This window comes from Treponema sp. OMZ 803 (assembly GCF_024181165.1).
Lineage (GTDB): Bacteria > Spirochaetota > Spirochaetia > Treponematales > Treponemataceae > Treponema.
The window spans coordinates 1,050,896-1,076,750 of record NZ_CP051195.1 but is presented as its reverse complement, the minus strand read 5'-3'; the positions used below and the strand labels follow the sequence as shown (position 1 = coordinate 1,076,750).

Genomic DNA, 25,855 nt, shown 5'->3' with positions numbered 1-25,855 from the left:
CATATCAAAATACATCAAAAAAACCGATATATCCGATATTTTTAAATCAACAACCCCGACGCAAGCGTCGGGGTTGTTGATTTTCCTTGCATGGATACGACACGTCATTCGTTTTTACGCACTGGATTATACCGGAACGGGTAGGCTTGCAGCTGCGTCAAGAGAAAGGTTTCGATCTTGTCCGTCCCTTGAAACGTCCTACCGGGCAAAGCTGCCAATAGTCCATCTAAAATCGTTTCCGCCTCTGCACAAATACAGTAATCCGCCATATAAAAAATCCGGGCATTCTCCTCAATGTTCACGGCAACGATCAGCTTAGAGCGATACATTCCGATTGTGTGGAAATTGGCTCCCGAAACACCAAGCGCAAAATAGATCCGCGGCGCAAGGCGGAGGCCGCTGAGCCCGACCTCCCTAGAGGCGGGAATCCAGCCCATATCCACCGCCCCTCTGGTGCCCACCACCTGTCCCTGCAAAGCGTCTGCCAGAGTAAGCATTTTTTCAAAACAGGCGGTGGTTTTCAGCCCCCTGCCGGCAGCCAGCACAACGGCGGCTGTATGCGGATTTCCCGCAAGGCTGGGGTGAAAAACCGTCAGCCCTGCGCTTTGTACGGTTGGTATTACCGTACTACTACTACGATCAGCCAAAGATAGCGCCGCTGATGATCAGCCTTTGTATCTCATTCGTTCCTTCGTAGACCTGGGTTATCTTCGCATCGCGGAACATTCGTTCTACATGATTTTCGCGCATATATCCGGCCCCGCCCATATTTTGGATACACTCCGTGGTGACCTTCATGGCCAGATTTGAGCAGGCAAGCTTTGCTTTACAGGCCGATATGGAGAAATCCATTCCCTGCTGCTGTTCCCATGCTCCCTTATAAAGCAAAAGACGACACATATCGATCTCCGTTTGCAGTTCGGCCATCTTAAAAGCCAGATACTGGTTCTTATAGATTGGTTTACCAAACTGCATGCGCTCCTTCATGTAATCTTTGCAGATATCAAAGGAGCTCTGCGCAATGCCTAGCCCCTGCGCTGCTACACCGAGCCTGCCGGCATTGAGCGCGCTTAGTGCATAGCGGAATCCCTTCCCCTCCGTGCCGATCATGCGGCTTGCAGGAATCACTGCGTTTTCAATGTTGATCTCCGCAACCTTGGCCGAACGGATACCACACTTACTTTCAATATGTCCGATGCTAATACCTGGCGTATTCTTCATGTCTACTAGGAAGGCAGTCAAACCCTTTGAGCCCTTAGAAAGATCTGTGTTTGCAATCAGCATACAGTAGTCGGCAACGGCACTATTGGTAATATAGTGCTTTTTGCCGTTCAAAATAAAGTTATCTCCATCACGAATCGCTTGCGTTTTAGCAGAACCCGCATCGGAACCTGCGTCCGGCTCCGTCAGTGCAAAGCAGCCGATTGCATCTCCGGCAAAGAGACGCGGCATACAATGCATCTTTTGTTCTTCGTTGCCGAAGGAGTCGATGCCCGTTGTAAAAGTAGATGAGATTGCATAGGAAATGCCGAAGGCCGAATCCACCTTACACAATTCTTCTACCACGATTAGAAACGCAAGGTAATCGTTACCGTGACCGCCGTACTTGGGATCAAATTGCAGGCCGATCAGCCCTGCCTCCCCCAGTTTTTTTACAATACTCATATCGTACGTTTCCGTTTTATCTCGCTCGATCACACCGGGAAGCAGTTCCTTCTGCGCAAATGTTTCGGCACGCCGCCGAATCTCTTTCTGGTAGTCTGTCAGTTCAAAATTATACATATTTATCCTCCTTACTTTTTCTGGATATTCACAGCTACTGCGCCCGATGCCAAAAGAGCATCGATCTGAGCCTGCGTATAGCCATATTCTTTTAGAATCTCCACGGAATGCATTCCCACCTTAGGCGCAGTGCGTTCCACAGTTGGTGCAATATCCTGTACGGTTTTTGGTTCAACTTGTGTAAAGCGAACAGGGGTCATAGCCATTTGAGTTTCCGTGCCGTTCCACTCTTTCACCGGCGCAACAAACAGGTTTGCGACTGCCTGCGGATCGGTAGCAATATCATGGAAGCCCTGTACTTTTTCATGCGCGATGTCCTCATCCGTCAGCATTTTATCGATCTCGGCATAAGTGTATTCGGTAAACGCCTCCGAGAGCATCTTTGTCATATTCCTTGCATTTTCCTTGCAGGCGGCCGTTCCATAGGCGGGATCCGCGATCAATTCCTCCCTGCCCAGCCCTTTGAGAAGCAAAGGATTGTACCGATCCGGCTCCAGAATGCTCATGTAGAACCAAATGTCGTCTGAGCTCTTGTAGGTGTTCATAACGGGGGTTCCGGGGATATGTCGGGTTTTGGGGTAGCTGTCGCCATACTGCGTCGATGCAACGCCTGCGCTCCCGCTCCAGATCGCCTGTCCGAACAGTGACACCATGACCTTACAGCCCTCGCCGGTCTTTACTTTATTGTACAGCGCACCGCAGATACCGGCCGCTAGAGAGCAGGATGTTGTAGCGTCGCCAAAGCCGATCAGCGGATTAACCGGAGAAGTTCCTTTCTCGACAAGATCCATCATGGCTCCGCTTCTAGCCCAGAAAGCAACCGTATCAAAACCGGGGTTATCCTTGATGGGACCGAAATCTCCATAGCCGTTGATTTGCCCCCATACGATATGCGGATACCTGGCGTGCATAGCCTCGTAATCCAGTCCAAGACGTTTAAGTGCACCCGTTCTGTAGCTGGTTACAAAGACGTCCGCCGTTTCCAGAATTTTTTCCAAAACAGCTTTTCCATCCTCTGCCTTTAGGTTCAAGGAAAGTCCTCTCTTATTCGCGTTGTAGATGTTATAAAGGATATTGCAATCGTCCTCAGTAGGCATGCACATAGGCTTACCCGTTGTGCGCCCCGGATCGCCGAACACCGGCTCTACTTTGATAACGTCAGCGCCCCAGTCCGCAAGAATCTTGGCAGCACCGGGTCCTGCAATGAAATAGGTCAGATCGATAACTTTTATACCCGTCAATGGTTTAAACATGATTTTTCTCCTTTCGATGTGGCCGGCTTACAGCCGGCACTTGAATATTTTCCCCTTTTAGGTTACGGCAGATTGGGGAATAGCGTAAACAGCAGCACGCCGAGCAGCGAGCCAAGAAACGGAACGACCACCGTCAGTCGGAAGGTAAGTCCGTAAGAAGCCTTGTGCGTTTCGCGGCATAGACCGTTTGTTACAGTGACGATATAGCCGTTGTGCGGCAGAGAATCCAGCGCCGAGGAGGACAAGGCCATCACGCGGTGAACCGACGCGGCAGAAAGCCCCAACTTCGTGTAAACCGGCCCAAGAATCGGTACCGCAATGCCCAAGCCACCGGAAGCGCTTCCGCAGACGCCCGCAATAACTGTCGTTCCTATAAAGAGTGACAGCAATTTCGGACCGGGGACGTTGATCATAGCGTTTGTAATAAGCGAGAACTGAGCCGAATGGGAAACGACATAACCAAAGCCCACCACCGCGCTGGTGGCTGTTACTGAGACTAAGCACATCTGAACACCATCCGTAAAAGTTTTGCCGAGGCTTCCTTTTTTTACAAACGGGTACATCACTACAACTGCAAAAACGGTTCCAGCCAATACCGCAACTTCCACCGGAATCAACGCAGCCCCCTTTCCGTTTTTAATATTCACAAGTATGATGGTAACGATGAGGGGAAGCAAAGCGAGAAGAGGGGCGGGCAGTCTCTCATTGGGATCATCGGAGATATCATCTCCTGCAATGGGGGCAAAGTGCTCACCGTTTGCCTTTGCCTTTTTGATGTACATGCTCAACCAGATAAGCCCCATAACCAGCATGAATAAACATGAAATCCAGCCGTTCACAAACCCTGCCGTGTACGGTGTGCCCAAGTTATTGGCAGGTACTGCGTTGTGGATTTGTACGGCACCTGGCGAGATCATAGCGAAGGTAGAGCATCCAAAGCAGAGGGCACCGGGAATTATCCTTCGAGGAATATCCGCCGCCCGAAACACCTGCAGCGCAATCGAAAACACACAGAAAGCGCACACATGGGCGGTAACACCGCCGTATGCCAACACACCGCATGCAAGGGGCACAGATACAAAAGCCAAATCGACGCCCATGAGCTTAATGATCGCTTTTGCGATCGACTTGGCGGCACCGGTAATATCCATGGCCTTCGCCAGTAGCGTGCCTGTTAAGAACAACAGGAAATAATTCTGGAAAAAGCTACTAAAACCAACCATAAAATTTGTTTTGAAGGCTCCATAAATAGGCATACGTGTTGTAACTGCAACCACAAGAGTACAGATAAATACAGTCAGAAAAATGTTGAGGCCTTTCATGATGAGAATCGTTAGCAAAATAAATGCCGCTATAATCCCCACTATCCCCAATATATTTATTGCGTTCATATAAGATCTCCTTTTTCATTCGCCCGAAAGGACGAAATCATTTTGTTCTCTCAGTATTGATTTGGGAACTGGGGCATGCGTTTTTCCAAGAAGGCACTGATACCTTCCTCCTTATCCTTGGTACCAAACACGATCGTCCAACATTCTTTTTCGATTTCAAGGCCATTACGAAGGTCTGTATCTGCCCCGCGGTTGATGGCCGCCTTACAATAGCCGATCGCAATGGGAGATTTGGAAAGGATCATCGCCATCATGGTCTTTGCCTCCCCCAGCAGAGATTCGGCTGGCACTACTTTGTTGACAAGACCGATTTCCTTTGCCTCCTGCGCCTTCACCTGGCGACAGGTGTAGATAAGTTCCTTGGCAATGCCAGTACCAACCAGTCGGGGAAGACGCTGAGTTCCGCCAAAACAGGGCATAAGTCCCAAATTGGCTTCCGGTTGCCCGAAAATCGCTTGCTCGGAAGCGATGCGAATATCGCAGCTCATAGCCAACTCGCAGCCTCCGCCCAGTGCAAACCCGTTCACCGCTGCGATTACCGGCTTTTCCAAAATCTCGATTTTGTTGAAAAGCTTCTGCGCTCTATCTGAGTAAAGACGACCTTCTTCCACGCCATAGCCGGACATCTGCGAGATATCCGCACCTGCAACAAAGGCACGCCCTTCGCCAGTTAGGATGACGCCAAGTACCTCACGGTCTTTTTCGATCGCTGTAAACAGCCTCTCCAACTCGTCAAGCGTCTGGTCATTCAGTGCATTCAAAGCCTTTGGCCTGTTCATTGTCAGTACCGCGAGCTTTCCCTCCAGTTCCGCTTTCACAAACTCTGTTGTTTTTGCCGCTTCTGTAAACTTCATTTTCTACGCTCCGTTTTGATGCCGCCTGGCCGGGCGGCATTGATTTTGCCAGACATGTCCTGCGTCACGGATTTCCGCAAGCTCCGGATACTTTGCGCCCGTGACTCGCTATTAAATTATAGATAGCAATTGTTATACCAACTTCTTTTCTTTGCCGGAGCTTGAAAATCGTGCATTTCAATGAATAATCCCTGTTATTTTTTTTGATAAAGGTGTAAAAGATGTGCAAAACAAAAAAAACGCTCCATTTTTAAAGCAATCAAATTTGAAGCGCTTTAAAAATGGAGCGATCTATTCGTGCGGGGGTATTGATTCTTTTCTTGCTAAAGATGCCTAGACAGTCATTTCCTCTTCGCTCAAATATTCCCGCCTCTTTCTGACATAGGTTGGCATACTCATGCCTAGATAGGCCGAGGCTTTGCGCACGGTATGAAATTTTTCATAGGCGGCTAAGATCATTTCCTTTTCCTGACTTTTCAAAAATTCCTTCATAGATCCTGCAATACGAACAGCTTCCAGCGTTCCCTCTCTTGGCTTTCCTGTCCGTTCCGGTGGAGGCGCTGTCTGGGGTATCTTTTTCTCTGGTTCATTTTCATCTTTGAACTCAAATTTAGTCGGAAGATCGGAAGGAAGGATTTCCAAATCATCGCAAACGGCATAAGCCCCTTTGATGACATTATCAAGCTCTCGCACATTTCCGTTCCAACTGTGGCGGTAGAAGGCTTCGATCACCTTCTTGGATATTCTCACATTCCGCTTGTATTCTCTGTTCAGTTTGTCCATATAATATTGAACCAGACAGGGGATGTCCTCGGTTCTCTCTCGCAGCGGCGGCAAATGAATATTGATTACATTCAACCGGTAGTATAAATCCTCGCGGAATGTTCCCTCGCGGATCATGTTCTCCAAATTTTTCCTTGTTGCCGAAATCACGCGAATATCCACTGGGATAGGTTTTGTTCCTCCCACCATGTCCACTTCGCGTTCCTGTAGGACACGCAATATTTTCGCTTGCATCACGAGCGGCATATCCCCTATTTCATCCAGAAAGATGGTTCCGCCGTCTGCTTGGATGAACTTGCCCTTGCGGCCGCCTTTCTTAGCCCCTGTGAACGACCCCTCCTCATAGCCGAATAGCTCGGCTTCCAAAAGCTCCCCTGGTATGGCTGCACAGTTTACGCTTACAAACGGCCGACGGCAACGACGGCTGGCGTAGTGGATCGCTTTTGCAAACACTTCTTTTCCGGTGCCGCTTTCTCCAGTGATCAGCACAGAGAAGTTTGTTTTAGACGCCCGCATTGCCTCCCGCTTCTTACTTTGAATCGCAGCACTTTTGCCGATGATGTCTTTGAATCCCAACTGGAATCCATTGAACTGCTTATACTGCTCGCGCAGGAATTCAAGTTCGTTATACTCTTTGAGCATCCGTCTTGCAGATTGTATCGCCTGCTCACGGAAATGGACCTGCGCTACACCGCCGATCGTGTCGCCCGCCGAATCTTTCACATAAGTACGGCTTACCAGTACAAAGTCGTTGGTTGCATCCCGCACATAGCCCGGTATATATTTGTGCATGGCCAGCTCCTCCCTGTACTCGTTCCGCATGATATCCGCCATCTTGCTGTTGGGAATCACGTCTGTGATCGGCCTGCCGATGATTTCCTCCTTAGGTTTTCCTAAAAAGGCGCTGTAGCGATCGTTGATGTCCGTGACGATTGCATGCTTATCCACCACGATAAAGCCGTCGTCCGAGAGGCGAAGCACTTCTTCAAAAATAATTTTGTAAAATTCCATTTCCATCATATTACCCGAATCCTTTCCCGCATTTCTGTGTGCTGCCGGATTATAATTCTTCTATTTCTTTCAATCTTAGAAGGCACATACCATATCTGTCAACAAGTTCGTACCGTTTACGATCGCTTTCGAGCGACCTTCTCTGAAGAACTGGAACAAACAGGAGGTGAGTACATCGTAAATGCCCGCGAACATAGAAAAAACCAAAACCTATACTCGTAGTTCATATCAACAAACACCAAAAAATTGCCCCATCCGATATTTTTAAATCACCAACCACAGCGCAGATCATCGGAGAATTAAAGCGCACGAATAACACCGAGGATTTAAAAAATAAGAACAATTCTTAATTTTTACTTGACAAATCTTTTATACCTGCTTTAAAATAAGAATGAAGTGCAACTTCATAATGCATTGCATAAAGTTTTCACAAATTTCATGCACTTTATTGTAAAAAAGGGGCAAACGCACCAGATAGTGTAGAAGCAAATCGCAGAATAATAGGTTGGGAGACCATTTAAACCGCGGAGAGGTTCAACTCTGGTTGACCGACCTATTATTCTGCTTGGTTATTCAGAAAGTATCTGATGCGTTTGCCCCTAATCAGGAGGTATTATGTTATTCAAAACGACAGAAGCACACGAAACCTTGCGAAAGCAAGTTCGTGAATGGGCGGAAAAAGAAGTAAAACCGATCGTGCTCGAAAAAGACCGCGGCCCGGTTGAAGAGGCGTGGATGGAAGATCAGGTAAAGCAAATGGCTGCTCACGGATGGCTTGGAGTTCCCTATTCAAAGGACTACGGCGGAGCAGGACTCGATGTTATCAGCTATGCGATTGTTGTTGAAGAACTTTCCCGCGTGGACGGCGGTATCGGCGTAATCTGTTCAGCTCATACGTCGTTAGGCGCATATCCGATCGCGGAGTTCGGTACGGAAGCGCAAAAGCAGAAATATTTGATTCCCCTTGCGAAGGGCGAAAAAATCGGTGCATTCGGTTTGACAGAACCCAATGCAGGCAGCGACGCCGGCGGCACCGAAACCGAATATATCGATGACGGAACCAATTATATTCTGAACGGTTCAAAGATATTCATTACAAATGCGCCTAAGGCTGACACCTATGTTGTATTTGCAGCGAATCCCGACGTTCCCGGTACCAAAGGTATTAGCGCCTTTATCGTAGAAAAAGGAGATGAAGGCTTTGAGTTCGGCGAACACTACGACAAGCTCGGTATCCGTACTTCCGCAACTGCGGAGCTCATCTTCAACGAAGTAACGATCCCGCATGACCGCTTGCTCGGCAAGGAAGGTGAAGGATTCAAAATCGCTATGAAGACCCTCGACGGCGGCCGTATCGGTATTGCGGCGCAGGCGCTCGGTATCGCACAGGGCGCGTATGAAGAAGCGGTAAAATATGCACGCACCCGCGAACAGTTCGGTAAACCGATCGGAGCCCAGCAGAATTTAGGCTTTAAGTTGGCCGATATGCTGACAAAGATCGAAGCAGCTCGTCTCCTCATCTACAAAGCTGCGGAAAAGAAAGAAAACCACGAGGACTACGGCCTCGATTCCGCAATGGCAAAGATGTATGCATCGGATATCGCGCTTGAAGTGGTAAATAATGCACTCCAAATCCACGGCGGTTCAGGCTTTATCAAAGGGATTCCGGTAGAAAAGATGTACCGCGATGCCAAGATTACCACCATCTATGAAGGTACCAACGAAATCCAGCGGCTCGTTATTGCGTCGAAGATATTGGGAAAACTCGGTAAAGCAAACCGGTAAAATAACAACACACAATTTTAAAGAAGGTTTATTTTCAGCCGCTAAAATGACGCGGCTGAAAAACACGTCAAGTTTGCTTTGTGCAAACTTGCAGATGATATGTGCGCGTTCCGCGCACGAATGCAACAGTCTCCAAAATTGATATTTTGTTCGACTGTTGCATTTTAAAGAAGGTTTATTTTCAGCCGCTAAAATGGCGCGGCTGAAAAACACGGGCAAGTTTGCTTTGCGCAAACTTGCAGATGATATGTGCGCGTTCCACGCACGAAATGATAAAGTTTTTATAGGAGTATGAAATGGCAGTAGCTCGATTAAAAGGTGATCCGAGAATCGGTATTACCGGCATGCGCAAACGTATCTTCCCCGACGGCGATACGATGAAAGAAAAAGTCCACAAGGTAATTCAACAGTTGGTTGAAGTTGAACGCTTTAAGTTCTACAAAGATGTGGATATCAATTCACTGATGGCGATGGCGCCGATCGGTGTTTCAGGCGGCCGCGGAGTAAAGGACAAAGAAACGTGGCATCTCATTGAAGATTTGGCAAAGGCAGCAGGGGCATCAATCGGTTCTTCCCGCCCCGCAGCGGAAACCTTGAAGTACGTTCCGGTACAGCGCTATGTCGGTATGTCCGGCCAAAAGTTTAAAGGGAACTTATATTTTGCCATCGGTATTTCCGGAGCTATTCAGCACCTAAAAGGCATTAAGGATGCTTCCCGCATTATCGCCATCAACAAGAACAAGAAAGCGCCGATTTTTTCACACTGCGACTACGGTATTGTCGGCGATTTGGAAGAAGTTGTTCCGCTCTTAATTGAAGAGTTAAACGCGCTTTCAAAAGAAGAACTGACCTTCCCCTATCCGAAAATTAAAAAAGCTCCTGTTCCCCGTCCGTCCCGGATCGGACCGCAGTATGTCTGTCTGGGCTGCGGCTATAAGTATGTACCGGAAGAAGGAAATAAGGATGCGGATATCCCGCCGGAGACTTTGTTCGAGCATCTCGATCCCGAATTTACCTGTCCCGATTGCGGTGAAGCAAAAGATCGCTTTATTAAGCTGACGTTCCGCAACAACTAATAGCCAAGTACTATTTCGGATGTTCAAACATCCTGCAAAAGTTTTTATAGGAGTTTACTATGTACAATGTACGTGAAATTACAAAAGATGTATGGTGGGTCGGTGGACACGATCACCGCTTAACACTATTTGAAAATATGCATCCGATACCCCTCGGAGTGAGCTATAACGCCTATCTTCTGTTTGATAAGAAGAGTACCATTCTTTTTGATACGGCGGAATGGACATCCTGCCCGCAGCTGATGGAAAATATCACCTATTTGCTGGGAAAGTACGGACGCGATAAGGTTGACTACTTGGTTGTAAACCACATGGAGTGCGATCACTCCTCCTCCGTTACCACTGTGCTGGACAAATGGGCGCCGACGATTATCTCTACGGAAAAAGGCTTTATGCTGATGCGTCAGTTCGCCTATAATCCTGACGATTACAAAACAGACACCGTCAAAGAAGGAGACACCCGCACCTTTGAAGATCACACTATCGCCTTTGTTGAAGCGCCGATGGTGCACTGGCCTGAGGTTATGGTTACGCTTGATGTAACCAATGGGGTATTGTTCTCTGCAGATGCATTCGGTTCGTTTATTGCGCTTGACGGAAAGCTCTTTGCAAAAGAAGTAAACTACCCGCGCGACTGGATTGATGAAGCACGGCGCTATCTGACGAATATCGTCGGCAAATACGGCCCCGAAGTTATGCATCTTGTCGGAAAGGTACTCAAGCTCGACCTGCTCCCTAAGATTAAATACATCTGTGCACTGCACGGTTTGGTATGGGAGGCGGACAACTTCCCCTACATCCTCGATAAATACCTGCACTGGGCGACGTATACGCCGGAAGAAAAAGGCGTGTTACTGGTGTACGGCTCCATTTACGGCAATACCGAATCGGCGGCCTTTGCACTTGCTTCAAAGATTGTTGAAAAAGGCATTACGAATGTGTCGGTGTACGATGCGTCGAGTACCCATGTGTCGTATCTTATCTCCGAGGCATTCAAGTTCAGCCACATCGTGATCTGCTCGCCGACATACAATCTGAACATTTTCCCGCCGATCCATGAATTCTTGGATCACATGCGGCTTTTGAACTTGCAGAATAGAAAGATTGCTATTGTGGAAAACGGTTCATGGGCGGTACGGTCGGGTGACCTCATTCAGGAATTCATTGAAAAGAATATGGATGATATGGAAATTATCAATGAACGTATCACCATTGCTTCGACGATGAGCCCCGATAAGGGCTATGAACTCGACTCCATGGCTCAAGCCATCGCCGATTCTATGAATGCGACGGATATTTCCTTACCGGAAGGTGTGCCGCAGCTTGATGTCTCCGGCATCCATTTCGCACGGGAAAGAAGATAAATACACAAAGCCGACATACGGCGTTTAGGCAATCGTATCGAAAATATCCGATACGATTGCCATCATTTCGCACGAAATTTTCTGAAAATTTCGTGCCTTTTGTTTTAGAAGAAAGACAACCGCATTAGGCAAATCAACGAAATACCGCCATCCTCGCCCACAAATGTACATCCTTGCACATTTGTGGGCTACAAGTTTGCAAGCAAACTTGTTACTGCATGTAAACACCGCCATCCGTGGCGCTGTTGACCAGTGTGCGTCCGTGTACACTGGTCAACGATAAGTTTTTCTAACGAAAAACTTACTGCTGCTTGGAACCACGGACATCCCTGTCCGTTCTGATACGTTGAGTATTTTCAGAAGCGGCATATACTATAAAACCTTTCCGTAAGCCTTTTGAAATAGACGGTGTAGATCCGAGGCGCGAGAAAAAATTAACCGGAGGCGTATCTTTGATACGTTGAGGATTAATTTTTTCGCAGCAACGAAGGAGATGCATCGTATATTTCAAAAGGAGGTTGCCTTTCGATAAAAATCCACTATCGAACGCCCATAAGCGCGTTGATCGATGCGAGTTAACGATAAAATTTGATCCGGCAGCTCTTTTTCTTTAGGACGGTGTATCAGCGCAAGCCCTCCCGCGGCAAGAATCGGCTTTTCTGCGATTGTATGTAATAGATCATAATGGAACTGATACGGAAACGGAGGATCAAGATAGATAATATCAAAGATATTTTTAGAGCGCTGGAGATAAAGTTCCACCGGCATACATTTACACTCAAGCTTTTTATCCGCCAGTGCCGCATTTTTTAACAAAATAGGGAATTTATCCTTGTCTTTTTCCACCAAAACGACTGGGTACGCTCCCCGCGAATAGGCTTCAAGTCCGCACATACCGGATCCGGTAAAAAGATCTAAAAAAGACTTTCCTTCCAAATCACCTAAAATCGCAAAAAGGGATTCCCGCATCCTATCCATTGCCGGTCTGATAATACCTTTAGGGCATTGAACTTGTCGATTTTTCAGCGTTCCACCTGTTATGCGCATACCGGTTCGATTAAATACAAAGGAGTTGGCTCAGCTCGTTTTGAGAGACAATCTGATACGCATCGAGATTTTTATCGCTTTCTTGGATCCGTTTCTCTATTCGGTTTTTCATATCGCTATGCAGCTTATAATACGCACTCAGATCGGGGCAAGAAACAGGCAAAGTAATCTGTTTTTCGATTGTTTTAGCGGCAAATGCTTTTAAAAGCAATATATAATCTGTCTCACACGAATAGAGGCTCTGCATAATCGGGAGATATTCAGGTAAGTGCGAAAGATTCTGTATTTCGGTAAATAACGACTCCAATGCATCGGATATGAAAGATATGTCAGCGACTGTTTTATCCAAAAACATAGTCTCCGACAGTTCAAGCGAAAGTCCTTCGGTGGTAATACTGACTATTTTTGCAAGCTGATAGAGATTGTCATGAAATGCGGTATTTTTAAGCATAGAGATCCTCCCATTCTACTTTCTCAGTATCGGCATTTTTTTAACAACAATGAGTTTTACCTCAAGCAGGCAATCTCCTTGTCATTTTTTGTGCAATGTGGCACTATAATTCACATGATTTTGACCGATACACTTCGCATGGGAATTGATGTCGGATCGACAACCGTAAAAACGGTGATTCTTTCCGCTGATAATTCCATCGTATATAGCAGATATGAACGGCACCGCGCCGATATCCGCAAGACAATTATTCTGGTGGTAACGGAAGCCTTGGATGAGGTGGCAAAGATGTACGGCAGCCGCGCTCAGTTACAAGTGCGGGTAACCGGATCCGGCGGTTTGGCTGTTTCAAAGTGGCTCTCCGTGCCTTTCGTGCAGGAGGTTGTCGCCGCGGCCGTCGCCGTACAGGCAAAGATTCCGCAAACCGATGTTGCTATCGAGTTGGGCGGCGAAGATGCTAAGATAACCTACTTCGGCCGTTCGGTTGAGCAGCGTATGAACGGCACCTGTGCGGGCGGTACGGGCGCCTTTATCGACCAAATGGCGGCGCTCCTCGAAACCGATGCGACGGGGTTAAATGAGCTTGCCAAAAATGCGACAACGATTTATCCCATCGCCGCCCGCTGCGGGGTCTTTGCAAAGACCGACGTACAGCCCCTCATCAACGAAGGAGCGCGGCGGGAAGATATTGCCGCGAGTATCTTTCAGGCGGTTGTCAGCCAGACGATCTCCGGCCTTGCATGCGGAAAGCCCATCCGCGGACGCTGCGCCTTTTTAGGCGGCCCCTTACACTTTCTTGACCAACTACGGCAGCGGTTTATCGAAACCCTGCACCTTACGGATGACGAAATCATCGTGCCGGAAAAATCGGAACTCTTTGTTGCACTCGGTGCAGCGCTCAGCGCCGGTTCCAATCAATCGCTGAGAGCATCATCCCACCGGACTGTCAACAACGGCGCGGAAACAGCGAATATTGCCTGTACGGCGCCAACGCAGACACAACTGCTGCGAACGGGCTTCCGTACTCAGCCGAGTCCGATGCCGGAAATCACCGATACAACGGTATTTACCAATCCCGCAGCCTTGACCGTGGAAATACTGCGGGATAAGCTCGGCTCCCTTGCCGATGCGGAAATGCAGGAAGTGCAGCGGCTTCCGCCCCTCTTTGAAAACGAAGCGGCGCTTGCGGCTTTCCGCGAACGGCATGGACGGGAACGGGCGGAAACCGCTCCGCTTGAAACCGCTTCCGGCCCGGTGTTCCTCGGTATGGACGCCGGTTCCACCACAACAAAGGCCGTACTCATCGACCAAGAGGGAAGAATCCTCTGGCAGTTTTACGAATCGAATGCAGGCAATCCGGTCAATCTTGCGGTAACCATGCTGCAATCCCTCTATAAACAGATCCCGAGTGCTGCACATATTGCCCGCTCTTTATCTACCGGCTACGGTGAAGGGCTCTTTCAAGCGGCTTTCGGCGTGGACGCAGGAGAAGTGGAAACCATCGCGCACCACCGCGCAGCCGAATTCTTCCTTCCCGGCGTCGAATTTTTGCTCGACATCGGCGGGCAGGATATGAAATGTATCCGCATGAAGAATAACTGTATCAGCTCCATTCAACTGAACGAGGCATGTTCTTCAGGCTGCGGCAGTTTTTTGGATAACTTTGCCCGCTCGCTCGGTATGGCGGTTAAAGATTTTTCCGCACGAGCTCTCCTCGCCCCCAAACCGATCGATCTCGGCAGCCGTTGTACGGTCTTTATGAATAGCCGCGTTAAACAGGCACAAAAAGAAGGAGCCTCCGTCGGCGACATTTCAGCGGGGCTTTCATATTCGGTGATTAAAAACGCCCTCTTTAAAGTTATCAAACTGAGAAATACTGCCGCTATCGGCGAAAAAGTGATTGTGCAGGGCGGTACTTTTCACAACGATGCGGTGCTGCGCGCCTTCGAGCTGATTACCGGCAAAGAAGCGGTGCGCCCCGACATCAGCGGCCTGATGGGAGCCTTCGGCGCTGCACTCCTCGCCCGCGACCAATGGAAAAACCAAGGAGCGGATGCACATATCCGGTCGAATATCTTACCGGCAGAAGGGCTTGATGCACTCACCGTTAAGCTGGAGCTTTCCCGCTGCGGTAAATGCGCCAACAACTGCCTTTTAACCGTCAACCGGTTTAATACACCCGCGGCAGGTACCCGCATCTTTATTACGGGAAACCGCTGCGAACGCGGCGCCGAGATTGCGGAAGCGGCAAATGCGCAGTCAAAAGAATCACTCCTCAAGACCGGCAAGAAGAAACAGGATAACGGTATTCCCAATCTCTTCGATTGGAAGTATAAACGTATGTTTTCGTATAAGTCGCTGCCGGAAGCCGAAGCCGCACGAGGTGTTATCGGGATTCCGCGTGTGCTCAACCTCTACGAAAACTATCCGTTCTGGTTTACGCTTTTAACTGAACTGAAATTTTCGGTAAAATTGTCGCCCCGCTCTTCCCGCAAACTCTATGAATTGGGATTGGAATCTATCCCGTCGGAATCGGTGTGTTATCCCGGCAAAATTTCTCACGGGCATATCGAAGCGCTCTTAAAAGCGGGCGTTACAACGATTTTCTATCCCTGTATCCCGTATGAAACGAAGGAAGACCCGAAAGCGAACAACCATTTTAACTGCCCCGTCGTAACGAGCTATCCCGAAGTCCTCAAAAACAACATCGACGCGCTGAGGCAGGACGAGCATATCCGTTTTCTCAATCCGTTTTTACCGCTCTATAATGACAAACGCCTCGGAGAGCGGCTCCACGAAGAACTCAATAAATACTGGAATATACCGCTTGCTGAAATCCGTGCAGCAGTACGGAAGGCAAGAGCAGAAGCAGAGGCGGTAAAAAAAGAGACCCAGTTCCAAGGCGAGGCGGCGCTTCGGCGTATGAAAGAACAGGGACTCATCGGCGTTGTGCTTGCAGGGCGTCCGTATCATCTTGACCCGGAAATCAACCATGGAATTCCCGAATTGCTGACAGGCTTAGGACTTGCCGTATTGACGGAGGATTCCGTTGCGCATTTAGGCAAACTTCCTCGGCCGCTTCGGGTTGTAGACCAATGGGTGTATCACAACCGGCTATACCGCGCCGCCGAATTTGCCGCACGGCAAGATAACCTCGCACTTATTCAGCTGACCAGCTTCGGCTGCGGTCTGGATGCGGTAACCGCCGACCAAGTGCAGGAAATTACCGAAGCGCAGGGAAAAATGTATACCTTGCTTAAAATCGATGAAGGTTCAAACCTCGGCGCCGTACGTATCCGTATCCGCAGCTTACTCGCCGCTATCCGCGAGCGCAGCAAGGGAGCGCCCGTCAAAGCGCCGGGATATCGCGGCTTTAAACGAGTTGAATTTACCGAAGAGATGAGTAAGCGGTATACCGTTCTCGCGCCGCAGATGGCTCCCATCCATTTTGACTTATTGGAAGCAGCCTTCCGGCACTCCGGCTTTAATCTCGTCATATTGCCCGATACCGACCCTCAGGCAATCGACTGCGGATTACGGTATGTGAACAACGATGCCTGCTATCCGGCGATTATCGTTGCAGGGCAGATGATTGCAGCGCTGCAGTCGGGTAAATACGACCTCAATGCGACGGCGCTCATCATCACGCAAACAGGGGGCGGGTGCCGTGCAACAAACTACATCGGTTTTATCAGGCGAGCGTTAGAGGATGCCGGCTTGGGGTATATCCCTGTAATCGGGTTAAGCGCGCAGCAGATTGAAAAGAATTCCGGCTTTAAGCCGACGTTCGGTTTAGCAGACCGCGCACTAAAGGCGCTCTGCCTCGGCGATTTGCTGATGCGCGTGCTGTACCGCACCCGCCCCTACGAGCAGGAAAAAGGTGCGGCAAATGCACTCTACCGCCGCTACGCAGACCGAATAAAAGCCGAATTGAAACACATGACAGGACGGAGTTATCGTAACATAGTACGCGATATTGTCCATGATTTTGATACGCTGCCGCTTATTCAAATGGAAAAACCCCGCATCGGCGTAGTCGGTGAAATTTTGGTAAAATTTCATCCGACAGCCAACAACGATATTGTCGGTACCATTGAGCGGGAAGGCGCCGAATGCGTTATGCCCGACTTGATGGACTTCTTTTTCTATTCCTTGTTCGACGGCCTCTACTATGAAACATCACTGGAATCGAACGCCTTTAACCGGTTTAAGTACCACGCAATGATCTGGTATATCGAGCGGTACCGCAGCGGAATGAAAAAAGCTCTGAATAAAAGTCGCCGCTTTACCGCGCCCGAATCGATTTACAATCTTGCAAAAGGCGTTCACGGGGTTTTGGACTTAGGTAACGTTGCCGGCGAGGGTTGGTTCCTAACCGCCGAAATGGTTGAACTTATTAAGTCAGGGGTTGTCAGTATCGCCTGTCTACAGCCGTTTGCCTGTCTCCCCAATCACGTTACCGGCAAAGGGATGATTAAGGAACTGCGCCGCCGATACCCTGATGCGCAAATATCCGCCATCGACTTTGACCCCGGAGCAAGCGAGGTAAACCAGCTCAACCGCCTCAAGCTCCTGTTGGCAAATGCACCATACGGCGAACATCCCGATCGGCAGAATCGAAAGGGCGCATAATGCAGGGCAACCGCATTAAAAATATTTTAGCGGTTGCCTTCCTTCCATGCGAAATTTTTGCTTAAAATTTCGCATGTTTTTTCAACAGGCGGGTAAACGCATCAGGTAGAGTAGATAAAAACCGCGGAAAAATTGAGACTGTGAGACCATTTGAACCGCGCAGAGGTTCAACTCTGGTCGAATAGTATCACTTTTTCTGCGGGGTCGGTAAAAAACGGCCTGATGCGTTTACCCTGCCGCCCCTTGTTTTTAATAGTTCATTTTATTAACATACGAATATGATATACGCACCTATTGAAGATACGGCGCTGCAACAGCACCTTGATAAACTTGAAAAAGATGAACTCCATATCTTTACTGCCGACGACGGCCTTTTCCGCGGAGGACTTTTCCACGGTACGCGGTTCGTAAACCGAATACGCGCACAGCACCGGCTTGGAATCCTCGAAACCCTTGTCCTCGGGCAGGCAGGCCTCTGTGCCGCACTGATGATTCAAACGATGAAAGGACGCGAAACGCTCCAACTGCGCTATGAAACGGACGGCCCCGCAACCGGTTTTTCCGTAGAGGCAGATTCACGGGGCTTTGTGCGCGGCTACCTTTTGCAAAACCCCATCCCGATTGATGCCCCGCTTGAAAGTTGGGATCTTGCTCCGTTCTTCGGTAACGGTACACTCTCCGTTACCCGTTTTCCGGAAGCGGATCATGCAGCGGGGCGGGAGCCGCAGCGAAGCATCGTCGAAATCAAGTATCGGAATATTGCAAAAGACCTTGCATGGTATTTTCAGCAATCGGAACAGCTCTATACCGCTTTTAATACAAGTATCAGGTTTGACAGTATCGGTAGAGTCGTCGGTGCCGGCGGCTTTTTTATCCAGCGGATGCCCGCAGCAGGGGGAACACGCCGAGGCAGGCAATCGAAAACGGAAGAAGAAATTGAAGATGCCGTCACCAATATGGAACGGGCTTTTACCGCCTGTCCCCCGCTCGGTGATTGGTTTGCTGAAGGCGGCAACTGCGAAGATATCATCTTCGGTCTACTGCGGGAGTTTAACCCTCAAGCGGTTGCAGCACGGAACATTACCTTTGATTGTCCATGCTCAAAGGAGTACTATCTAGAAGCGATGCGGAAATTGCCGCAAGCGGAACTGGAAAACTTAAAAGAGACCGCAGACGACCCGCTTGAGATTGTCTGCCGGAATTGCTCCAGTGTGTACACTATTCCGCTTGCCGAACTATAAAACCGGCACATCTTGCGAAGATATTAGCGGCGGGCCTGTTCAAAAACCGCAATTTTTGGACAGCACCCTTGGTCTAAGTTTTGATTATTTTTTCGTATGGTTTTTGCTTTCGATAAATTGACGCAATATACTCAAACTTTCGATAACCGATGCGGAATAATCCAACAATTTTGAATAAGAAGCTTCCAATTCAGTTCTCGATGACGTTTTAAGCTGGCCGACAATGGCTTTCGTCTCGTTATGGAGCTGCTCATGCTGTACCATAAGCTTTTTAAACTCGGGATGCTGCATTAAACCTTCATACAGCGGAGCTTCTTTTTCAATCCATCGCCCTAAATCACATTTTTTATGATCACCCAATTCTATTGTGTTTACATCAAGCCGCCCATCGATCAAGGCACGCACCTTAGTAACCCAACCGAGATGTTTCAATACAATACGCGCAAATGGCATAGCATACTCATCCGCTACTGTCTTTCCGTTTACCAGATCAATACCTTTTTCTACTGCAGCATCGACCACAACGGTACTATCAATAATATTGTTCATATTAAACAGGGCACTACTCATTAAATCGCTTACTTCATTCGCAGTTGTCTGCAAAGTAAACAACATATTTTTCCCTTTATCCGCTTGATCAGCTATTTTATTGATATATTCAATAGCGGTATCCGCACGATTATTCAAGTCTGCCGCAGACTCCGGCACCAGCATAACAGCGTCGCGTACCGATGTGCTCGTTCCCGCAAGCATATTCATTTCGGAAGAAATTTCTACAAAAGACGCAGTCGTCTCATTTACCGAATTACCGATAAGCGTCATCGCAGTACGCGTTTCGTCGGCGGTATCCCGTGCGACCTCAAGTGCTTCGACCATATTTTTGAGGGTCTTAGAAGCATCGGCAGCATTGAGCGCCGTCGCTTCAGAAAGCTTTCTAATTTCACCGGCAACAACTGCAAATCCGAGACCAGCCTTCCCTGCATGTGCCGACTCTATGGCAGCGTTCATCGCAAGTAGGTTCGTCTGAGCGCTGACATCATTTATCGATCCGATAATATCTTTAACCGCATCAATGTTTTGATTAAGGCTGTCGATAACCGCAAATAAGTCTTTTACCTTTAATGAGCCTTTTGCGACGGCATCCGTTAACTGAGAAGTAACCGAAATTCTATCGGTAACGATGTTTGCAACGCGATTTACCGAATCGGTTATTTGTTCTACCGAAGAACTTGCTTTTCCAGCCGTATCTTCCAGCGCAGTAGTACAGCTATGCACTTCTTGCAACTGCTCCTGAATCGACATAATGGAATCCAGGATTGAATGGATACTATCGGTGAACGCTTCAAATTGATGTTCTTGTTTGAGGTTTTTAAAAAGCACTTGTGATGCACCGGTTATCCTGCTTCTGATATTTAACGCGATATCTTCTGCAGCGGACATCAAAGCTTCTACTTCTTTTATCTGGAGTACGATACCACTTGTTATAGGTACTACTGTATCCTTTCCGGCTTCAGAATCTTTTTTTACAAACGAAAACATATTTTTCCTCCTTATTTACAGGCACAAGGCTTTCCAGGCAACCTCTGCAGCCGCCTGTTCCGCTTCTTTTTTACTTTTTCCTAAAGCAGGATTATATTCCCTCTCTTTGATGACAACCTTTACTTGAAAAACCCTATCGTGATCCGGTCCGGATGTCTCTACCAGCACATATTTAGGGATAATTCGGTACTTTTTTTGCACATACTCTTGAAGCAAAGATTTATAATCTCTATATCGATGTTTATTTTGTTCCACCAACTGCAGCTGCGGTTCAATAATTTTCAATACAAACTGTTGAGCGACCTTGAAGCCCGAATCTAAATAGAGTGCACCGATAAGAGCTTCCACCGCATCGGCGAGCAGGGCTTTCTTTTTTCTTCCGCCCGACACTTCTTCACCATGCCCCAGCATTAGATATGTATCGATATTGAGATTCAGTGCAATAGGAAAAAGAGAGTCTTCGGAAACGACCGCAGCTTTAATTTTTGCAAGATCCCCTTCAGGTTTATCGGGATGAGCAAGATACAGCTCCGTTGCAACAATCATACCAAGTACGGAATCGCCCAAAAATTCAAGCCGCTCATTATTAATAGGAGAATCGCTATGTTCATTAGAGAACGAGCGATGATGGAAGGCTATATCCAGTAAACTAATATTTTTAAATTTGCATCCTGCTTTTTTTTGAAAAGCAAGCAGTTCTTGCTTCCGCTGTTTTTCTAAACCATGTTTAAAAGGAAACAAGAACCACATCCTTTGCCGGATTATTTCGACTGAGATTTAATAAAATCGTACGCATCCCTCACGGTTTCGAATTCACTTACTTTCCCGTCGGGTATCTTGATTCCCATCTCCTCTTCGATTGCATATACCAGTTCATAGGTATCAAGGCTATCTGCGCCGAGATCTTGTCGGAAAGAAGAATCGAGTGTAATTTTATCTGCATCGATTTCCAATTTTTCTGCAATCAGCTTTTGAATTTGAGCAAACAATTCGTCCATAAAGAAAAACCTCTCTTAATTTAATGTATCGGGATCAACAACTTGATGTCCGCGATAGAAACCGCATTTGGAACATACGTGGTGAGATAAAATTAAATTTCCACAATTTGCACACTCCACAAGATGAGGCGCATTTAACCGCATATTGATTCCTCGGCGGCGGCGTGTGCGTGCTTTTGATGTTTTAGCTCTTGGCACTGCCATAAGGTAACCTCCATATTCATAAATTACATTACAAAAAGATATACAATATTATACGTGAACCTGAAAATAGTCAAGGGTTTTGTTAGCATCAAATGTTAACATCAAACAGACAGATTTCCTGCAATCCTTGCATAAATACCAAAGGGATTATATACTGGATCTGTTCGATAACTGGCGTGTCGGACAGGTTGCCTTTAGGGCATCAGGAGCATCACAACACATTTTTATGGAACACATTATTCAAAAAAACATCCTGCATATTAAGGAACGGATTAAGGCTGCCTGTAAAAGAGCCGGGCGCAATCCCAAAGAAGTTCAGCTGCTGCTTGCAACTAAAACCGTCGAGCCGGAGCGGATTCTACAGGCTTTTGCCTGCGGCTGCACTTTAATCGGCGAAAACAAGGTACAGGAGCTGCGCGATAAATACGAGGCGCTATCCGCAGTGCCGCATGCGGCGCATTTTATCGGGCATTTGCAATCGAATAAGATTAAAGAGGTGATCCAGTATGCGCAATGTATCCAATCAATCGATAACCTCGATACGGCGCAAAAATTGGAACAGCGGCTTGCACAGGAAGGCCGTAACCTCGACATTTTAGTACAGGTAAACACTTCGGCGGAGGAGAGCAAGTTTGGCTGTGTGCCGGAAGAAGCGGAATCTTTGGTAAAAGCCATCGCTACCCTGCCCCACGTCACTATTCGCGGGTTTATGACCATCGGATTATTCTCCGGAGAAGAAGACAAGGTTCGGGCATGCTTCCGCTGCCTTAAACAGGTACAAAAGCGCGTTGCGGCACTGGCACTTCCCAATATTTCTATGGATATTCTTTCGATGGGGATGTCGGGCGACCTGGAAATCGCCATTGAAGAAGGTTCGACAATGCTGCGCATCGGTACGGCGGTATTCGGCGAACGTCAGTACCCCGATACTTACTACTGGAATGAACAAAACCCTTCATAATGATGATAGAGAGATGATGAAAAAAAAGATTTTGCTTGCAGTTGTATTCTTGTTATCCGCATTAGCCGCTTTCGGCGAGGAGCTTACCTACGCGCGGCCGAAAACCAACGGCCTCGATATTGAGCTTTCTCAGGTACATTTGATTGCCGAAGCGTTTGATGAAGAACGCATCGCGTACCGATTTGAACTTGCGGAAGGCAAAAAACTTTCCTGCATAGAAACGCAAAAAACACTGCGGATACGTCAAATGACTCCTTCACAGGGCACGCTGTATGTCTTTATACCGAAAAAGATGTTGCTTGAAAATTGCAGCATACGGATAAGCAGGGCGGATATCCGACTCGAAGGAATTCAGGCGGTACATATTCTTGCAATGCTGAATATGGGCTCGGTAACAACGTCCGAATGTGTCTTTAAAAATGCCGTAATCAATCTTGCGCGGGGATCGCTATCCTATGATAAAACGCAAATTGTAAAATCCTGCGCTTTCACCGTAACCGATGCAACCGCCGCCATAACCTTCCCTTCGGAAGAGGCCGAATATCATATCGATTACGTCCAAAACGGAGGGGCGCTCACCATTGCCGGTAATGAGCTTACCAAAAGCCCGGGAGAATACGGCAGCGCGAAAGCAAAGCGCCGTATCATCTTTTCGGGAGGAGCGGCAAAGACTTCGATCAGCTTTACAGAAAAAGACACAAAAACGACAGCTTCAAAACAAAATTCCGGAAACTGATATTCCTCGTGCATAAAAAAAGGCTTCTTTTGAAATCCAAAAGAAGCCTTCATGCGGCGAACTGGACTTGAACCAGCACACCTCGCGGCATCAGCACCTCAAGCTGACGTGTCTACCAATTCCACCACCGCCGCATTTGTAACAGTGATGTACTACTATATCTAAGATTACAAATAAAGTCAAGACCTTACTTTTGAAAATATACGGTGCATCTACTGCGTTGCTCGTTCAGCGAAGTACATCCGTGTACTTCGCTGAACACAAGTTTGACCAGCGTCAAACTTATTTCTGTTTAATACGAGCGGCATCCGTGCCGCTTCTGAAATAAATGCTCAACGTATCAATACCGCCAGGACGGCGGTGGTTCCACGCAGCAGCGTGTTTGTCCTGCAAACACGTAGGTATAAAATGTACAGGGATGTACATTTTATACCGTGCCTGCGGGTGTTTTTTGTACGCTCCTAGCATCTGCATCGCCTATTTTCAAAAACGCTGAAGGTAGGGGCATCTATCATTAAAAGCGTACATCCGTGTACACTTCAGGACAGGCTATTTTCAAAAGGCTTTTGGTACTGTGTAGTTTAATTGATAATTGGGATACGAGTTTCACCTATCAAACATTCTTTGCCTGATGCGTTTACCCTGTTGTCGCAATGCGCATCATTGCAAAATCACGGAGTTTTTGTTACAGTGAGCGGCGATGAAGCTCATACTGGCGCCGCTGGCAAATATCAGCCATTCGGGATTGAGAATGCTTATCCACACTTTCGGCGATCCCGACGAATATTTTACCGAGATGATTCATGCGCCGTCGCTGCTTGCAGGCGGGCCGTTTGAGCAGTGGTACTTGCGGGCAAATCCCGTACCGGAAAAGCTGGTGTGGCAGCTCACTTCGCCTAAGGCGGAAGCATTCGCACAGGCGATACCGGTTGTACTGCAGCACGGCGGCATCGGTGTTGACTTGAATATGGGCTGTTCCGCTCCGCCGATTGTACGAACAGGGGCGGGCGTTGCTTGGATGCTCAAGCCACTTAACACGACAGCCGAGGCGGTGCGCTCGGTTAAACAAGCGCTTGAGGCATATTCTACGAAACAAGGCAAGTCGTTTAGACTGAGCGTAAAGCTGAGGCTCGGCGCTACTATCGATTATGCGTATCTTTTACGCTTTTGTACGATGCTGATTGATGAAGGCGTGCAGCTTATCACAATCCACCCGCGCCTGCAGCGGCAAAGCTATGCGCGTCCGGCTCTCCACGAATACACGGCAGCGCTCGCAAAGGATTTGCCTATCCCGGTATACGGCAACGGAGACATCAATTCGGCAGAGAAACTGCAAACCGCCGCGCAGCACTATCCTTGCGCGGGGTGGATGATCGGGCGCGCTGCGGTACAAATGCCGTGGGTTTTTGAAGCAATACGCCGCAAGCACGGCAGCGAATCGAGATCAGGCGTAACCCATGCGGCCGAAACGGACGAAGCCCGCGCCGGCGATTCGAGTTCCGTACTGTACCGTATCGACCTTGAACAAACGGCGTTATCGTTTTTGCAATACCTTGAAACCGAACAGCCGCCGGAATTCTTCCTTACACGGGCGCAGCGGTTCTTTCAGTTTTATTGCGACAATCTTTCGTTTGCACACTATTGCAGAACACGACTGCTGCGGGCACAGAGCCAAGAAGAAATGGAGCGCGTACTGCATACCTACTTTGAACAGGTTCCTGAGGATAAAATGATCCAAATTTAAAGTTTTCGGTTTATTTTCCGATGCTTATTAAATAGAAGTATGTTATTATTAGAAAAGGGAACCTCTAAAAACTTCAGTTTTGAGAGGTTTTCCTTAAGCTTATTTGCGATGTTTTGTTTAAGTCATTATGAAATAAAGACTTAAACAAAACTCGTCGGGCATCTCTAAAATCTAACCGAGTTTTTAGAGATGCCCAAAGATAACAGCCGGTTAACTCCAGTCATTGTAATCGGCATTTCCATATATACGGTTAAAATATTCGGGAGGATATCATGTGCAATGCAATGCGGCAAAAGGCCGCGGCAGTCTTTTTTTTCTTGTGCATACTGATCGCGGCGCAGGCGGCGGAACAAACTGCCATCGACACATACACCTACGGCGAACTTGTTGAAACAATTGCACGGACGGATGCGCCGCTTATCACCGGAAAATATATCATTTTTACGGCAGCAGGATCCGCACGCCATGTCGGTATCGCCTTTGAACATGAAAACTTTCAATCGATTCATTCTTTCCAGCGCTTGTATCGAAGCGATGATAGTACCGAAACTAAAAAATCAATCCTCTTCTATATCATGCAGATACCTGAAGAAATGAGAGAGCTGCGCTATCGGCTGGTTATTAACGGTCTCTGGTCTACAGACCCGCTCAATCCCGATGAAATATTCGACTATTCCGCCGGGATGTCTCTTTCGGTTTTAAAGATTCCGTATCAAAAAGAATACAAAACCGCTGTTGAAAACAACGGCAGAACTCGTTTTGTCTATCAAGGAGAATCGGGCAAACGGATATACCTTGCGGGCACGTTCAATAACTGGGATCCCTTTATGTACAACTTAGAAGAAGTGATGCCCGGTCGATATGAATTATACCTTCCGCTACCGAATGGCGTTTGGTATTACGCTTACTTTACAGATGGCAAGCAAATTCCCGATACGACAAACCACAAGCACGTTTACATGGCCGATGGCCGGACTGCTTCGGTTATTTCCGTGGAATAGCG

General features: G+C 47.9%; 21 protein-coding genes and 1 tRNA gene. 9 read left to right on the top strand and 13 right to left on the bottom strand.

The features are described from left to right. Window positions 1-104: 104 nt before the first annotated feature. From ABH09_RS04975 to ABH09_RS04950, 6 genes are all read right to left on the bottom strand, one after another. Window positions 105-647: an electron transfer flavoprotein subunit alpha/FixB family protein gene (locus ABH09_RS04975; RefSeq protein ID WP_253715444.1), complete on the bottom strand. Its 543-nt coding sequence runs from the start codon at window positions 645-647 to the stop codon at window positions 105-107. Continuing rightward, window positions 640-1,782, bottom strand: a complete 1,143-nt coding sequence (locus tag ABH09_RS04970) for an acyl-CoA dehydrogenase family protein (RefSeq protein WP_162663239.1) — start codon at window positions 1,780-1,782, stop codon at window positions 640-642. The genes ABH09_RS04975 and ABH09_RS04970 overlap by 8 nt, the downstream gene beginning before the upstream one ends. Before the next feature lie 11 nt (window positions 1,783-1,793). Further along, window positions 1,794-3,035, bottom strand: coding sequence for a CaiB/BaiF CoA transferase family protein (locus ABH09_RS04965; RefSeq protein WP_253715443.1), 1,242 nt, complete (start codon window positions 3,033-3,035; stop codon window positions 1,794-1,796). A gap of 62 nt (window positions 3,036-3,097) precedes the next feature. Then, window positions 3,098-4,426: a GntP family permease gene (locus tag ABH09_RS04960; RefSeq protein ID WP_253715442.1), complete on the bottom strand. Its 1,329-nt coding sequence runs from the start codon at window positions 4,424-4,426 to the stop codon at window positions 3,098-3,100. A 50-nt stretch (window positions 4,427-4,476) separates the two neighbouring features. Further along, window positions 4,477-5,280, bottom strand: coding sequence for an enoyl-CoA hydratase-related protein (locus ABH09_RS04955; RefSeq protein WP_253715441.1), 804 nt, complete (start codon window positions 5,278-5,280; stop codon window positions 4,477-4,479). Between the two features lie 333 nt (window positions 5,281-5,613). After that, window positions 5,614-7,083: a sigma-54 interaction domain-containing protein gene (locus ABH09_RS04950; protein ID WP_253715440.1), complete on the bottom strand. Its 1,470-nt coding sequence runs from the start codon at window positions 7,081-7,083 to the stop codon at window positions 5,614-5,616. Between the two features lie 606 nt (window positions 7,084-7,689). On the opposite strand from ABH09_RS04950, the gene ABH09_RS04945 reads away from it, so the two are divergent. From ABH09_RS04945 to ABH09_RS04935, 3 genes are all read left to right on the top strand, one after another. Next, window positions 7,690-8,859, top strand: coding sequence for an acyl-CoA dehydrogenase family protein (locus ABH09_RS04945; protein WP_253715439.1), 1,170 nt, complete (start codon window positions 7,690-7,692; stop codon window positions 8,857-8,859). Between the two features lie 296 nt (window positions 8,860-9,155). Next, entirely contained in the window at window positions 9,156-9,935 is a 780-nt protein-coding gene (locus tag ABH09_RS04940; RefSeq protein WP_253715438.1) for an FAD-binding protein, read from the top strand. 59 nt (window positions 9,936-9,994) lie between these two features. Continuing rightward, entirely contained in the window at window positions 9,995-11,299 is a 1,305-nt protein-coding gene (locus ABH09_RS04935; RefSeq protein WP_253715437.1) for an FprA family A-type flavoprotein, read from the top strand. Window positions 11,300-11,806: 507 nt separating this feature from the next. Here ABH09_RS04935 and rsmD read toward each other — a convergent pair. Next, on the bottom strand, window positions 11,807-12,346 hold the full coding sequence (rsmD, locus tag ABH09_RS04930; RefSeq protein ID WP_162663224.1) for a 16S rRNA (guanine(966)-N(2))-methyltransferase RsmD: 540 nt from the start codon (window positions 12,344-12,346) through the stop codon (window positions 11,807-11,809). A 10-nt stretch (window positions 12,347-12,356) separates the two neighbouring features. Further along, window positions 12,357-12,797, bottom strand: coding sequence for a hypothetical protein (locus ABH09_RS04925; protein WP_162663222.1), 441 nt, complete (start codon window positions 12,795-12,797; stop codon window positions 12,357-12,359). A 114-nt stretch (window positions 12,798-12,911) separates the two neighbouring features. On the opposite strand from ABH09_RS04925, the gene ABH09_RS04920 reads away from it, so the two are divergent. Beyond that, window positions 12,912-17,429 (top strand): 2-hydroxyacyl-CoA dehydratase, encoded by a 4,518-nt coding sequence (locus tag ABH09_RS04920; protein WP_253715436.1) that lies wholly within the window; start codon window positions 12,912-12,914, stop codon window positions 17,427-17,429. A 278-nt stretch (window positions 17,430-17,707) separates the two neighbouring features. After that, on the top strand, window positions 17,708-18,670 hold the full coding sequence (locus ABH09_RS04915; protein WP_162663220.1) for an Hsp33 family molecular chaperone HslO: 963 nt from the start codon (window positions 17,708-17,710) through the stop codon (window positions 18,668-18,670). Between the two features lie 84 nt (window positions 18,671-18,754). On the opposite strand, the gene ABH09_RS04910 is transcribed toward ABH09_RS04915, so the two are convergent. The 4 genes from ABH09_RS04910 to rpmF are packed head-to-tail and all read right to left on the bottom strand — an operon-like array spanning window position 18,755 to window position 21,411. Continuing rightward, window positions 18,755-20,209, bottom strand: coding sequence for a methyl-accepting chemotaxis protein (locus ABH09_RS04910; protein ID WP_253715435.1), 1,455 nt, complete (start codon window positions 20,207-20,209; stop codon window positions 18,755-18,757). Between the two features lie 15 nt (window positions 20,210-20,224). Beyond that, a complete protein-coding gene (rnc, locus tag ABH09_RS04905) occupies window positions 20,225-20,950 on the bottom strand; it encodes a ribonuclease III (protein WP_162663219.1) in 726 nt (241 codons plus the stop codon). Between the two features lie 20 nt (window positions 20,951-20,970). Next, window positions 20,971-21,207: an acyl carrier protein gene (acpP, locus tag ABH09_RS04900; RefSeq protein WP_006189366.1), complete on the bottom strand. Its 237-nt coding sequence runs from the start codon at window positions 21,205-21,207 to the stop codon at window positions 20,971-20,973. A 15-nt stretch (window positions 21,208-21,222) separates the two neighbouring features. Further along, a complete protein-coding gene (rpmF, locus tag ABH09_RS04895) occupies window positions 21,223-21,411 on the bottom strand; it encodes a 50S ribosomal protein L32 (protein ID WP_016522149.1) in 189 nt (62 codons plus the stop codon). A 226-nt stretch (window positions 21,412-21,637) separates the two neighbouring features. Between rpmF and ABH09_RS04890 the strand changes: the two genes are divergently transcribed. Together ABH09_RS04890 and ABH09_RS04885 are read left to right on the top strand one after the other, a co-directional pair. Then, on the top strand, window positions 21,638-22,372 hold the full coding sequence (locus ABH09_RS04890) for a YggS family pyridoxal phosphate-dependent enzyme (protein ID WP_253715434.1): 735 nt from the start codon (window positions 21,638-21,640) through the stop codon (window positions 22,370-22,372). A gap of 13 nt (window positions 22,373-22,385) precedes the next feature. Next, complete coding sequence (locus ABH09_RS04885) at window positions 22,386-23,108, top strand: hypothetical protein (protein ID WP_253715433.1); 723 nt, start codon at window positions 22,386-22,388, stop codon at window positions 23,106-23,108. Window positions 23,109-23,160: 52 nt separating this feature from the next. On the opposite strand, the gene ABH09_RS04880 is transcribed toward ABH09_RS04885, so the two are convergent. Next, window positions 23,161-23,242, bottom strand: a tRNA-Leu gene (locus tag ABH09_RS04880). Window positions 23,243-23,808: 566 nt separating this feature from the next. On the opposite strand from ABH09_RS04880, the gene ABH09_RS04875 reads away from it, so the two are divergent. Together ABH09_RS04875 and ABH09_RS04870 are read left to right on the top strand one after the other, a co-directional pair. Continuing rightward, window positions 23,809-24,852: a tRNA-dihydrouridine synthase family protein gene (locus tag ABH09_RS04875; protein WP_253715432.1), complete on the top strand. Its 1,044-nt coding sequence runs from the start codon at window positions 23,809-23,811 to the stop codon at window positions 24,850-24,852. A gap of 272 nt (window positions 24,853-25,124) precedes the next feature. Then, on the top strand, window positions 25,125-25,853 hold the full coding sequence (locus ABH09_RS04870) for a glycogen-binding domain-containing protein (RefSeq protein WP_253715431.1): 729 nt from the start codon (window positions 25,125-25,127) through the stop codon (window positions 25,851-25,853). The last annotated feature ends 2 nt before the right edge of the window (window positions 25,854-25,855 follow it).